General features: G+C 67.9%; 10 protein-coding genes. 2 read left to right on the top strand and 8 right to left on the bottom strand.

Going from position 1 to position 12,854, the window contains the following annotated elements:
* Nucleotides 1–31: 31 nt before the first annotated feature.
* Nucleotides 32–2,026, bottom strand: a complete 1,995-nt coding sequence (locus tag Q3A80_RS28875; RefSeq protein WP_446332212.1) for a glycosyl hydrolase family 28 protein — start codon at nucleotides 2,024–2,026, stop codon at nucleotides 32–34.
* 324 nt (nucleotides 2,027–2,350) lie between these two features.
* Here Q3A80_RS28875 and Q3A80_RS28880 point away from each other — a divergent pair, with 324 nt between their 5' ends.
* Nucleotides 2,351–3,709 (top strand): aspartate aminotransferase family protein, encoded by a 1,359-nt coding sequence (locus tag Q3A80_RS28880; RefSeq protein WP_446332213.1) that lies wholly within the window; start codon nucleotides 2,351–2,353, stop codon nucleotides 3,707–3,709.
* Nucleotides 3,710–3,979: 270 nt separating this feature from the next.
* On the opposite strand, the gene Q3A80_RS28885 is transcribed toward Q3A80_RS28880, so the two are convergent.
* The 5 genes from Q3A80_RS28885 to Q3A80_RS28905 form a co-directional block, all read right to left on the bottom strand.
* On the bottom strand, nucleotides 3,980–5,275 hold the full coding sequence (locus tag Q3A80_RS28885) for a serine hydrolase domain-containing protein (protein WP_446332214.1): 1,296 nt from the start codon (nucleotides 5,273–5,275) through the stop codon (nucleotides 3,980–3,982).
* Nucleotides 5,275–6,471 carry a serine hydrolase domain-containing protein gene (locus Q3A80_RS28890; RefSeq protein WP_446332215.1) on the bottom strand — a complete coding sequence of 399 codons (1,197 nt, stop codon included), beginning with the start codon at nucleotides 6,469–6,471 and terminating at the stop codon, nucleotides 5,275–5,277. The genes Q3A80_RS28885 and Q3A80_RS28890 overlap by 1 nt, the downstream gene beginning before the upstream one ends.
* A gap of 81 nt (nucleotides 6,472–6,552) precedes the next feature.
* Nucleotides 6,553–7,968, bottom strand: a complete 1,416-nt coding sequence (gene hydA, locus Q3A80_RS28895) for a dihydropyrimidinase (RefSeq protein WP_446332216.1) — start codon at nucleotides 7,966–7,968, stop codon at nucleotides 6,553–6,555.
* A gap of 10 nt (nucleotides 7,969–7,978) precedes the next feature.
* Nucleotides 7,979–8,707, bottom strand: a complete 729-nt coding sequence (locus tag Q3A80_RS28900) for a maleate cis-trans isomerase family protein (protein ID WP_446332217.1) — start codon at nucleotides 8,705–8,707, stop codon at nucleotides 7,979–7,981.
* Nucleotides 8,708–8,758: 51 nt separating this feature from the next.
* Nucleotides 8,759–10,057 (bottom strand): MFS transporter, encoded by a 1,299-nt coding sequence (locus tag Q3A80_RS28905; RefSeq protein WP_446332218.1) that lies wholly within the window; start codon nucleotides 10,055–10,057, stop codon nucleotides 8,759–8,761.
* Nucleotides 10,058–10,230: 173 nt separating this feature from the next.
* Here Q3A80_RS28905 and Q3A80_RS28910 point away from each other — a divergent pair, with 173 nt between their 5' ends.
* A complete protein-coding gene (locus Q3A80_RS28910) occupies nucleotides 10,231–10,944 on the top strand; it encodes a GntR family transcriptional regulator (protein ID WP_446332219.1) in 714 nt (237 codons plus the stop codon).
* A 24-nt stretch (nucleotides 10,945–10,968) separates the two neighbouring features.
* Here the strand turns inward: Q3A80_RS28910 and Q3A80_RS28915 are convergent, their stop codons facing one another.
* Together Q3A80_RS28915 and Q3A80_RS28920 are read right to left on the bottom strand one after the other, a co-directional pair.
* Nucleotides 10,969–12,153, bottom strand: a complete 1,185-nt coding sequence (locus Q3A80_RS28915; RefSeq protein WP_446332222.1) for a M20 aminoacylase family protein — start codon at nucleotides 12,151–12,153, stop codon at nucleotides 10,969–10,971.
* A 65-nt stretch (nucleotides 12,154–12,218) separates the two neighbouring features.
* On the bottom strand, nucleotides 12,219–12,854 hold a 636-nt coding region (locus Q3A80_RS28920; protein ID WP_446332220.1), incomplete at its 5' end, for a pyridoxal-phosphate dependent enzyme.

Here is a 12,854-nt window from a genome sequence, read left to right on the forward strand (position 1 = left end):
GTCCGTCCGTGGGGCCGGCACCGCGATTGCGTCACCGCCTGTCGGTGATCGTCGTATTGACCACCTGCCCGGCGATCGTCACGTTCGTCAGCGTCATCGCGCTCACGTTGAACGCATAGATCGGCCCGGGCGACGTGACGGTCGCCGTGCCCGACGCGACGGGCGTACCGAAGTCGCAGTTGCTGATCGTCACGCCGGAGATCGGCTGCACGGCCGGCGTCGGCGGCGTGCCGTTGTAGTCGAACGCGACCGGCCCTTGCGCGACGATCGCCTGGAAGCACGACGCGGTCACGCCGTTGAGCGTCACGTTGCTCGCCTTCACGTCGGAGATCGTCACGTTCTGCACGACCGGCGGCCGCGTGCGCACCGCATCGTTCGCGGGCTGGTAATCGCAGTCGAACGTGACGATGCCGCCCTGCGCGGCCGAGGGGTTGCCGGCCGCCGGCGTGACCACGCCGAGCGGCACGCTCGCGTTGATCGGGCTGCCGGCGAGCAGCGCGCTGCCGTAGCCGCCGCCCTTGAGCGTCACGCCGTTCGGCAGCGTGACGCCCTTCACGTGGAAGTCCTTCACGTAGCCGCCGCGGTTCATGTTGGTCTTCACGCGAATCGCGATGTTCAGCGGGTTGGTCTGCCAGTTCGCGTTCAGCATCGACAGGTTCGTCGCGTAGATCTGCTCGACCCCGCCGCCCATCTCGCTGCCGAGCGTGATGCCGCCGTGCCCGCTGTTCATCGTGCAGTTGCGGATCAGGTGCCGCTTCGCCGGCCCGTATTCGGTGTCGAGATCCTTGCCCGACTTGATCGCGATGCAGTCGTCGCCGGTGTTGAACGTGCAGCCTTCGCACAGCACGTCGGTGCACGCGTCGGGATCGAAGCCGTCGTTGTTCGGGCCGATGCTGTTGGTCGTCACGCCGCGGATCACGACGTTGCGCGATGCGGTCGGATGGTGCTGCCAGAACGGCGTGTTCTGCGTCTGGTAGTTCTCCATCAGCACGTTGGTGCAGCCGATGAACTCGACCATGCACGGCCGCAGGTAATGGCCGAGACCGAAAATGCGCTTCTCGACCGGCACGCCGGCCTCGGACAGCGCGGGCAGGTAGTTCTGGTCCTGCTGCCAAGGCGTGACGGGCGACGTCAGCAGCGCATAAAGCGCGTCGGGAATCGCAGGCGCGACGATGCGCAGGTCGACGTTGTTCGGGTTCGCGTAGTTCTGGGCCGGCACCGCCGCGCCGGCGCCGTATGCGCCCGACGTGCCCTTGTAGGTCCACCAGCACACGCTGCTGGCGCCGCTGCCGGAGAACGGCGTCATCGCCTGCCCGTTCAGCACGGACGTCGGCCCTTCGCCGGTCAGCGCGATGTTCGTCGCGTTGCGCGCATAGACCGGCGCGCCGTAGTTCAGGCAGTCGTTCGCCTGCCAGCGGCTGTAGTACAGGCGGCCGTTCGCGCCGCAGTCGACGGGGCCGTCCTTCGCGTAGTCGGCCGGGTTCGGGCTGAAATAGATCGTGCAGTTCGCGCTCAGATGGAAGTTCACGTTGCTCTGCAGCACGATCGGCCCCGCGCAGTACCAGGTGCCGGCCGGCACGACCACGCGGCCGCCGCCCTCACGCGCGCATGCGTCGATCGCCGCGAGAAACGCCGGGCGCGAGTCGAACGAGCCCGGCGCGGTCGTCAGTTCGGAGCCGGGGCTGACCGGCGATTTTGCCGCAGGGTACGGCGACGTCTGCGCGACGGTCGCGCATGGACGCGCACCGTAGTGCGTGACGTCGAAGTCGTGCCGGCGGAACGCGAGCCGCGACACGTGCGCGAGCGATGCGGCAATGCGCGCCGCCGCTCCGTGCTCGCCCCAGATCAGGTCGACCGCCGCATTGGGCGGCGTGCCGGCCGCCCATGCGCGGGTGGCCGCGAGCGGTCCGCCCAGCACGGCGCCCCCGGCGAGCGCGCCGCTCCAGCCGATGAAGTCGCGGCGCGAGACACGCTTCGGTGAATCCGACCGGACGGACGAAGACGAACGGCGACGGGTTGCGGCCATGGGCACTCCTTCGGGGGGTTTGAGGGGCGACGCGCCGGACGGCGATCGCGATTCATACGTCGTCGTACTACATCGAGCAGTCTAGACGCGATTGGTGTAGAGGATGTATCTGTCGTTTACCCTGTTTCCCTCGCATATCTGCCGGATTGTGTGCGCACACTCACTTCCGTTCGCCGACTCAAAGACATATGTTGTCATATCTTTATGCGCACAAACTCCATGTCTGCCGACTCCGCGGTGGAGTCCGAATCGACCGTGCGCATGGAATATGACAAGCTCGCGGAGGCATCACCGAACCATTCCACCCCGTCACAGGAGCATCAATTGCAGACCCGCCACGGAGTCGACCTCATCCGCGCCCGCGCACTGTTCGATCGCGAGCGCCACGCGTTCACCGAAGCCATGCCGATCTCGCGCGCGCTGTCCGCCGAAGCGGCCGAGCACCTGCTCTTCGGCGTGCCGTTGCACTGGATGCAGGACTGGTCGACGCCGTTCTCGCTGGTCGTGAAGGAAGCGCGCGGCGCGACGTTCACCGACGTCGACGGTCACCGCTATGCGGACTTCTGCCTCGGCGACACCGGCGCAATGTTCGGCCATGCGCCCGAGCCGGTCGCCCGCGCACTCGCCGAACAGGCGACGCGCGGCTATACGACGATGCTGCCGAGCGAGGATGCTGCCTGGGTGTCGCGCGAACTCGCGCGGCGCTTCAAGCTGCCGGTCTGGCAGTTCGCGCTGAGCGCGAGCGACGCGAACCGCTTCGTGCTGCGCTGGGCGCGCGCGGCCACCGGCCGCAACACGATCGTCGTGTTCAACGGCTGCTATCACGGCACGGTCGACGACGTGTTCGTCGATCTCGTCGACGGCCGTCCGGTGCAGCGCGACAGTCTGCTCGGTCAATCCTATGACCTGCTGGCGAACACGCGCGTGGTCGAGTTCAACGATCTCGACGCGCTCGAAGCGGCGCTGAAGGATGGCGACGTCGCATGCGTGCTTGCCGAGCCCGCGATGACGAACATCGGGATGGTGCTGCCGGAGCCGGGTTTCTGGGGCTCGGCACGGGAACTGACGCGCCGCTACGGCACGCTGCTCGTGATCGACGAAACGCACACGATCAGCAGCGGCCCGGGCGGGTACGCGGCCGCGCACGGTCTCGAACCGGACGCGCTGGTGGTCGGCAAGCCGATCGCAGGTGGCGTGCCGTGCGCGGTGTACGGGTTCAGCGCCGAATTCGCGGAACGCGCGAAGCAGGCGAAGCTGAACGCGCCGGCCGGCCATTCGGGCATCGGCACGACGCTCACCGCGAACATGCTCGCGATGCATGCGATGCGCGCGACGCTCGCCGAAGTGGCGACCGACGCCGCGTATGCGCACATGTTCGAGCTGGCCGCACGGCTCGCGGCGGGGCTCGAAGGTGCGATCGCGAAGCACGGGCTGCCGTGGTGCGTGACGCGCATCGGCGCGCGGACCGAATTCCAGTTCACGCCCACGCCGCCGCGCAACGGCACGGTCGCGGGCGAACAGCTCGACAGCGAACTCGAGCACATCGTGCATCTGTATCTGCTGAACCGCGGCGTGCTGATCACGCCGTTCCACAACATGATGCTCGTGTGCCCGCAGACGACGGCAGACGATGTCGACACGCTCGTCGCGCAGTTCGATGCATGTGCGGGGGAACTGGTTTGACGTGATGCGATGCATCGCGCGTCCGGCTCGCCTGCATCGGCCGGCCCGGACGCGCGTGCGGCGCTGCTGCGGCAAATCGGCGGGTCGACCTGCGTGCCGGGCACACACTCGTGAAGCGCGCGCTCACGTTGAATTCGTCCCGCAGCACCGACTGCGTATCTCCACCGCTACGTCGGCCGATCCGTCGGATCGACGTGCGTGCCCGACACACCCGTGGAGCGCGCGCTCACTTCCAGCTCACCGCACAGCCCCGCCAGCGGATCACCTCAACTACTTCGGCAAGTCCGTCGGATCGACCTGCGCGCCGGGCACGCCGGCGAAGCGCGCGCTCACTTCGAGCTCGTCGCGTAGCGCGGCACGCGTGTCGCCCCCCTCGGCTCCCTGCGCCGACGCAGCGCCGCCATCGAGCGCCGGCAGGATGTAGCCGTTCACCATTCGCCGGAACAGCTTCACGTTCTCCGCGTCACGCAGGCCGCCATCGATCGGCAGCACGCCCGTCATCACGATTACCGTATTGCGCTTCGGCAGCACCGTGATGAATTGCCCCTTGAAGCCCATCGCGTCGAATTCCGGCTCGCTGTCGACGATGTTGTTGATCCACCAGTAGTAGCCGAAATGCGGCGACACGCGCGGCGCCGTCATCTGCGCAATCCATGCTTGCGGCACGACCTGCCGCCCCTGCCAGCGTCCGCCGTCGAGCACGAGCATGCCGATCTTCGCCATGTCGACCGCGCGCAACCGCAGCCCCCATCCGGCCGACACGAGGCCCGTACGGTCCGCGCGCTCCCAGGCGGCGCGCTTCATGTCCAGCGGGCCGAACAGATGCGTCTGCGCATAGCGCTCGACCGGTTCGCCGGCCGCCGCGCTCAACAGCGCCGATGCAATGATCGGGTTCACGTCGGTGTAGTCGAACACGGTGCCCGGCGCGACCTTCGGTGCGGCCGACACGGCAAGCTTCAGCCGGTCCGGTGCGGTGTAGTAGATCGGATCGTCCTTCGGGCTGAAGTCGTAATGCAGGCCGCTCGACATCGACAGCACGTGCTTGAACGCGATCGCGCGCTTGTCCGCGAGGGCGCCGCCGAGGTCGGGCCGCCATGCGGCGAGCCGCGCGGCCACCGGCTCGTCGAGCCGCACCGCGCCCCGATCCACCAGGATGCCGGCGACGAGCGACGTCACGGCCTTCGTCACCGAATACAGCTCGTATGTCGAATCGCGCGACGCCTGCGCGCCGTAGCGCTCGAAGATCAGCTTGCCGTCCTTCACGACGAGCAGGCTGTACACGTCGAGCTTCTGCTCGCGGATCCAGCGCGACAGCTCGACGAGCTTGCGCGCATCGACGCCGACGTCTTCGGGCGCGGCCGCAGCGAGGCCGGTTTCATGCAACGGCGGCAACGCGTCGGCCGCGTGCGCCGCGGACAGCATCGCCACCGGTGCCGATGCCAGCGCACCGCCGCCGATCAGCAACGCAGCGACCTTCGCAAGCAGCCGGCGCATGAAAGGCGCGGCAGCGCCGCGCGCATCGGCATGCCACGCACGCGAATCTCCTATTGTGTTCGTAATCCTCATCAAATCTCCGGATCATCGTTGAACGCGGCGGCGGTACCGGGCACGCCCTTCGTCTGCCGGCTGCGCGCGAGTTCGTCGCGCAGCGCCTGCGTCGCTTCCGCGCTTTCGACCGGCGGCTGCGCGGGCGTGAGCGCCGGAAGTATGTAGTCGCCGACCATCCGCCGATACAGGTTCAGATAGGTCGCGTCGCGCAGGCCGCCGTCCGTCGGCAGCAGGCTCGTCATCACGACGACCGCGCGCTGCGCCGGCAGCACCGTGATGAATTGCCCCTTGAAGCCCATCGCGCCGAATTCCGGCGTGCCTCGTTCGACGACGTGGCTGATCCAGCAGTAGTAACCGTAATCGGCCGCGGCCGGCGACGGCGTCGTCATCTGCCGGATCCAGCCGGCCGGCACGATCTGCTTGCCGTTCCAGCGGCCCTCGTCGAGCAGCAGCATGCCGATCTTCGCCATGTCGACCGCGCGCAAACGCAGGCCCCAGCCGCCCGCCACCGCGCCGGTGCCGTCCGCGCCGCTCCAGCGGTAGTGCGCGAAGCCGAGCGGTTCGAACAGCCGCTGGCGCGCGAAGTCGTCCTCGCGCTCGCCCGCGGCGATCGACACCGCCGTGCCGGCCAGCACCGGATTCACGTCGATGTAGTCGAAATGCGCACCGGGCGGCTGCGCGGCGCGGCTCGTCACCGCGACGTGCAGCCGGTCGGGCGCGTCGTAGTACAGCGGATCGGTGCCTTCGCGGGTCGTGTAGCGCAGCCCGCTCGACATCGACATCAGGTGGCGCAGCTCGATGTGCTGCTTGTCCGCGAGTTCGCCCGCGAGATCGGGGCGCGCGGCCGCGATCAGCGGCGCGACCTTCGTCGACGGGCCTAGCTTGCCTTCGCCGTCGAGGATGCCGGCGAGCAACGCGGTGACCGTCTTCGTCACCGAATACAGCTCGTAGTTGTTGTCGCGCGCAAGGCCGTCGCTGTAACGCTCGAACACGATCCGGCCGTCCTTCACGACGACGAGGCTGCGCACGTCCATCCGGTCGCGGCGCAGCCATTCGGACAGCCGCACGAGCGGCGCCGAATCGACGCCGACCGATTCGGGCACGACGCTCGGCAGGTCCTGCGGCGCGCCGCCTGCGGCCAGCGCCGGGCCGCCGCACGTTCCGGCGACGATCGCCGCGGCCGCGAGGCCGCGTATTGCGTGGAAAACGCTCATTCCTGCTCCTGTCGAAACTGCGCCCGCTGCAGCGAGCGGGCGCTCACATCGGATCACACGACGCGCACGAAGCACGCGAAGTCAATCGAGACACGGCTTGCCGGCCGGCAGGAACTGCCCGCGCCCCGGCTCGGCCGCGAGCAGCCGGCCGTCCTCGACGAGCAGTTCGCCGCGCGACAGGCAATGACGCGGCCACCCCGTCACCTCGATCCCTTCGTAAGGCGTGTAGTCGACCGCATGATGCAGCGACGCATTCGCGATCCGCACGCGCTTGTCCGGATCCCACACGACGATATCCGCATCGGCGCCGACCGCGATCGTCCCCTTGCGCGGATACAGCCCGTACAGCTTCGCGGGCCGCAACGACGTCAGCTCGACGAACTGGTGCAGCGACAGGTGGCCCTTGCGCACGCCGTCGAACAGCAGCGGCAGGCGCGTTTCGAGACCGGGGATGCCGTTCGGGATATGGTCGAACGACACGGCCTGGCCGCCCGGATGCTTGCCGCACGGATCGTCGTAGTTGAACGGCGCGTGATCGGACGAGAACACCGAGAATACGCGCTGCTTCAACGCCTTCCACACGGCCTGCTGATTGGCCGGATCGCGCGGCGGCGGGCTGCATACGCACTTCGCGCCTGCGTAGCCGTCGTGACCGGCGTGGCCGAGATCGGCGGCGGTGAGATACAGGTACTGCGGACACGTTTCGGCGAGGATCGGCAACCCGCGCGACTGCCCCCAGCGGATCTGCTCGATCGCTTCGGCACCCGACACATGCACGATCAGGATCGGCACGTCGACGAGTTCCGCGAACGCGATCGCGCGATGCGTCGCCTCGCGCTCGACCACGGCCGGCCGCGCATGCGCATGGAAATGCGGCGCGACGTGCCCGTCGCCGAGCAGCCGTTCGGTGAGCCAGCCGATGCAGTCCGAGTTCTCCGCATGCACCATCACGAGCGCGCCGTGCTCGCGCGCGACCGACAGCACGTCGAGCATCTGCCGGTCGTTCAGCTTCAGGTCGTCGTAGGTCATGTACACCTTGAACGACGTATAGCCGTTCGCGATCAGCCGCGGCAGTTCGTCGGCCAGCACGTGCGGCGTCGGATCGGCGACGATCAGGTGAAAACCGTAGTCGATCAGCGCGCGCCCTTCCGCGCGCCGGTGATAGTCGTCGACGGCGGCCTGCAGCGACTGCCCCTTCGCCTGCGCGGCGAACGGCACGACGGTGGTCGTGCCGCCGCACAGCGCGGAGCGCGTGCCGGACAGGAAGTCGTCGGCCATCTTCAGCCCGTCGGGCATCGGCTGGTCGAGATGGCAGTGCGCATCGACGCCGCCCGGCATCACCAGCATCCCGGTCGCATCGAGCTCGCGCGGCGCGCGCGGCAGCCCGTGGCCGAGCATCGCCACGCGCCCCGCGCGGATGCCGATGTCGCACGAGAACCGGTCCGCCGCCGTCACGACGTCCGCGTGACGGATCACGAAATCGAGATCGTTCGACATGGCGCGCGCCTCAGATCACGTCGCTGAAGAGACGGCCCCAGCCTTTCACCTGCCGCGTGTCGTAATCGGCGAGCTGCAGCGCCTTCCACACGACGGTCGAGATCGTGTCGTAGATCGGGATGCCCGTCTCTTCCTCGAGCGCCGGCACGAGGTGCGCCGCGTTCAGGTTCGTGCAGAAGATCGAGATCGCGCGCGGGCCGGCCTTCGCGACCTCGCGCACCATCGCGCCGATCTGGTCGCCCGTTACTTCGGAGAACGAGAAATTGACCTTCAGGTTCAGGTGACGCTCGGCGATGCAGTCCAGCCCCGAGCGGCGATAGTTGTCGACGATCTTCGTCTGCACGTCGTCGAGATACGGCGTGACGAGGCCGAACTCGTGCGCGCCGGTCTTCTTCAGGATCTCGTTGAGCGCGAGCACCGACGTCGTGGCCGGAATGCCGGTCGCTTCGGTGATCCGCTGGCACAGCCGCTCGTCCGCGTCGAAGCCGAGCCAGCCGGACGACGTGCCGTTCCACGCGATCACGTCGACCTTCGCGTCGGCGAGCAGCATCGCGGCCTGGATGATCTTGTCGTCGTCGAACTGGCCGAGCGCCTGGCCGGTCAGCGAGATCTCGGTGACCGGAAAGCGCGCGAAGTGCGCGGACACGCCCGGCAGGCCGGCAACCATCGCGCTCGTCAGCGGTTCGAGCGACGTGTTGGACGAAGGGGTGAGCATGCCGAGCAGGGTACGTTTCTTCATGGTGAATGTCTCTTTACGAATGAATGCAGCCGATGCAGTGAAGGCGGTCGGTCAGACCGGGAGCTTGTTTTCGTAGTCGATCGCGCTCGAGCACACGAGCAGGCCGACGCCGGCTGCCGCGAACACCATCAGCGCGAGGAAGTAGGAACCGGTGAACTGCACGATCGCGCCGACGAGGATCGGCACGGTGATGCCGCCGATGTTGCCGCCGAGGTTCATGAAGCCGCCGAGGAAGCCGATCTTGTTGCGCGTGCCGAGCGACGACGGGATGCACCAGTACAGCCCGCACCAGCGCAGGAAGAACAGCGTCGACGACAGCAGCGCGACGCACACGACCGGGCTCTTCACGTACGCGACGGAGAAGATCGACACGGTCGCGATCACCGCGGCGATGCCGAACAGCGTGCGCATCACGACGTTCGGGCGGCCGCCCGCGGCTTTCCATTTGTCGGCGATCCAGCCGCCGAGCAGTTCGCCGACGAAGCCGCAGAAAAAGATGATGAAAGTCGAGCCGCCCATCTGCTTGATGTCGAAGCCGTGCACCTTGTGCAGGTAGTTCGGCATCCACGTGAGCAGCCCGTAGAACACGCTGTTGAAGCACATCCAGCCGAAGAACATGCACCACACCGAGCGGTACTTGAAGAAGTCGCGCGAACGGCCCGACGCACCGGCCGGCTCGGCCGCGAGGTCGCTCGCGTGCGACGCCTCGATGTAGTCGGCTTCGAGATCGTTGACGCCCGGATGCTCGCGCGGCGTGTTGCGGATGTAGTACCACGCGAGGAAGCCGGCGAGCACGGTGCCGACGCCGGCCACCGCGAACGCGAGCCTCCACGAGCCGAGCAGCGCGATCAGGCCGGCGATCAGCACCGCGCCCAATGCCGCGCCGAGCGGTGCCCCGCCGTCGAGCAGCGTGGCGCCGCGGCCGCGCTCGGTCTGCGTCATCCAGAGCGCGTTGAGCTTGCCGCCGGCCGGGTAGATCGGCGCTTCCGATGCGCCGAGGCCGAGGCGCGTGAGCAGCAGCGACGGCGCGTTGGTGCACAACGCGGCGATCGCCTGGAAGAAACCCCAGAAGACGGTCGCCGTCGCGATCACGATGCGCGGCTTGAAGCGGTCGGCCAGCATCCCGCCCGGGATCTGCATCACCGCATAGGTCCAGAAGAACGAACTGAGGATCAGTCCCTCCATCGCCGGGCCGATGTTGAACTCCTGCGAGATGTAAGGCATGGCGACGGACAGCGACGCGCGATCGACGTAGTTGATCGCGATGAGGCTCAGCATGACGACGAAGATCTTCCAGCGGACGGCGGACTTGCCGGCCGTCAGGGCGGCGACACCGGAGGTTGAAGACATGGACGGACTCCGCAGATGAACGAGGATGGTTCGGAACGTCGCGCAACGTTGAGGCGAGTATAGGATTAGAAATTTATAATTACCGTTAGCGTAAACGCTTGGTTTGATTGAGTTTGTTGAATCACTATGATGGTGCAGGGTAAGCCCCGATATCGTGATAAGCTTGCCCCATCATGACCCAGACACCCCGCAATCCCCTGCTTCTGCGCACGCGCGGCATGGCCGCGGAGATCGCTGCGCGCCTGCGCGTGATGATCGACGAGGGCGAACTGCCGCCGGGCGCGCGGATCGACGAAAAGGAACTGAGCCTCGCGTTCGACGTGTCGAAGACGCCGCTGCGCGAAGCGCTGAAGGTGCTCGTCGCGGAAGGCGCGGTCACGCATCGCCAGTACATCGGTTATCGCGTCGCGTCGATCGACATCGACGATCTCGTGTCGACGTTCGAACTGCTGCACGGCTTGGAGGCGATGGCGGGCGAGTTGCTGCGCAAGCGGATCGGCGCGGCGGCGCTCGCGGCGCTGCAGGCGAAGCACCGCAAGATGGTCGAGTGTCATGAAGCCGGCAAGCGCGTCGAGTATTTCCGGCTGAATCAGCAGATTCATCAGATGATCGTCGACGCTGCCGGCAATCCGGTGCTGTCGGGCATCTATGCGTCGCTGATGTCGAAGGTGCACCGCGCGCGCGGCGCCGCGAACGCGGACACGCTGCGCTGGGCCGAATCGCTGCACGAGCACGACGAGATCATGGCCGCGCTCGCCGACCCCGACCACACGCGGTTGCCGGAAGTGCTGCGCAGCCATTCGGAGAACACTGCGCGCGAAGTGCTGGCGATCCTCGATCGCACGAGCACGGCCGACGCGCCCGGCAAGCGCGCAGCCGAAGCGTAACGCCTGCCGAACGCGGTGCGGCCGCTACGCGGCCTTCAACGCGCGCCGCGCGACTTCCGCGAAATACCGCGCGCCGACCGTCAAGATCTCGTCGTTGAAATCGTACGTCGCGTTGTGCAGCGGCACGCCGCCCTGCCCGGCCGCTTCGCCGTTGCCGATGAACACGAAGTTGCCGGGCACCGCCTGCAGGAACGCGCCGAAGTCCTCCGAAATCATCATCGGCTGCACGTCGGCGTTCACCGCGTCGGCGCCCGCGATGTGCGCGGCGGCCTGCACGGCCGTCTCGACCCATTCCGGCGAGTTCACCGTCGGCGCGAACTCGTGCGTGTACTCGAACGTGCAGGTCGCACCGTGCGTGCGGCAGATGCCTTCGCCGATCTCGCGCATCCGCGTTTCCAGCAGCGCCTGTACGTCGCGCGAATAGCTGCGCGTGTCGCCCTTGATCGTCACCGTCGACGGCAGCACGTTGCGCAGCCCGTCGGTGACGAACTCGGTGCACGAGATCACGGCCTGCTGGCCCGGATCGAGATTGCGCGACACGATCGTCTGCAGCGCGAGCACGATCTGCGCGCCGATCACGATCGGATCGATGCCCATGTGCGGGCGCGCCGCGTGCGTGCCGCGCCCGTCGATGCGGATCGCGAAGTTGTCCTCGCTCGCCATGATGCCGCCCGCGCGCGTCGAGAACGTGCCGGCGCGCATGCCCGGCATGTTGTGCGCGCCGAAGATCGCATCGACCGGAAAGCGCTCGAACAGGCCGTCGGCCATCATCGCCTTCGCGCCGCGGCCGTGTTCCTCGGCCGGCTGGAAGATGAAGCGCACAGTGCCGTCGAAATCCTTGCGCTCGGCCAGCAGTTGCGCGGCGCCGAGCACCATCGACATGTGGCCGTCGTGCCCGCACGCGTGCATCTTGCCCGGCGTGCACGACGCGTAGTCGCGGCCCGGCGCGTGCTCGGCGATGTTCAGCGCGTCCATGTCCGCGCGAATGCCGATCGCGCGCGTGCCGCTGCCGACCGTCAGGTTCGCGACGAGCCCGGTGCCGCCGATTCCGCGATGCACGTCGAGCCCGAGCGTCGTCAGGATCCGTGCAACGTAGTCCGACGTGTTCGCTTCCTCGAAACCCGTCTCCGGGTGCTGGTGCAGATGGCGGCGCCAGGTCTTCAGCCGGCCCTGCAGCGTGCTTTCCGCCGTTGCGTCGATTGCGTCCATCGTGGTTGCCTCGTCGATCGTCATGTCGTTCGGGTCGTTCGGGTCGTTCGGGTCGTTCGCTCGGCTCAAGCCGTTGCGGCCGCGCGGTTCAGTTGCAGCCAGTCGCGCTGGCGCGCGAGCACCGCGTCGGCCGTGTCGCCGACGCACTGCCGGTAGACCGACGGCGCGGTCGCGCCTTCCGTGTTGATCGCCAGCACGCGCGAGTTCGCATCGAGCCCCGCGTGGCGTGCAAGCGCCGGGTCGCGCATCAGCATGGCCAGCCCCGCGATGCCGGCCGCGCCCGACTCGCCGGAGACGAACGGCACATCGCGTTCGCTGCCCGCGGCGAGCGCGCGCATCGCGTGCACGGCGTCATCGTCGTCGATCAGCATGAAGTGGTCGATGCTCGGCTCGAGGAAATCCCATGCGAGCGGCGATGCCTCGCCGCACGCGAGCCCGGCCATCACCGAGTCGACGCTGCCGGTCGCCTTCGTCGCGCGGCCGGCGAGCGCGCTCTGGTACAGGCAGTCGGCCTGGCGCGGCTCGACGACGATGAAATGCGGCCGTCGCGCGCCAGCATGCTCCCAAAGATAGCTGGCGATGCCGGCCGCGAGGCCGCCGACGCCGCCCTGCAGGAACACGTGCGTGAACGGCTGGCTGCCGTTGCCGCCGTTGCCGCCGTTGCCGCCGTTGCCGCCGTTGCCGCCGTTGCCGCCGTTGCC

Source organism: Burkholderia sp. SR8 (genome assembly GCF_052851275.1).

Excerpts from the sequence above, each read along its gene's own strand:
- Q3A80_RS28875 (WP_446332212.1), bottom strand. The coding sequence starts at position 2,026 with ATGGCCGCAACCCGTCGCCGTTCGTCTTCGTCCGTCCGGTCGGATTCA.
- Q3A80_RS28885 (WP_446332214.1), bottom strand. The coding sequence starts at position 5,275 with ATGAGGATTACGAACACAATAGGAGATTCGCGTGCGTGGCATGCCGAT.
- Q3A80_RS28890 (WP_446332215.1), bottom strand. The coding sequence starts at position 6,471 with ATGAGCGTTTTCCACGCAATACGCGGCCTCGCGGCCGCGGCGATCGTC.
- hydA (WP_446332216.1), bottom strand. The coding sequence starts at position 7,968 with ATGTCGAACGATCTCGATTTCGTGATCCGTCACGCGGACGTCGTGACG.
- Q3A80_RS28900 (WP_446332217.1), bottom strand. The coding sequence starts at position 8,707 with ATGAAGAAACGTACCCTGCTCGGCATGCTCACCCCTTCGTCCAACACG.
- Q3A80_RS28905 (WP_446332218.1), bottom strand. The coding sequence starts at position 10,057 with ATGTCTTCAACCTCCGGTGTCGCCGCCCTGACGGCCGGCAAGTCCGCC.
- Q3A80_RS28910 (WP_446332219.1), top strand. The coding sequence starts at position 10,231 with ATGACCCAGACACCCCGCAATCCCCTGCTTCTGCGCACGCGCGGCATG.
- Q3A80_RS28915 (WP_446332222.1), bottom strand. The coding sequence starts at position 12,153 with ATGGACGCAATCGACGCAACGGCGGAAAGCACGCTGCAGGGCCGGCTG.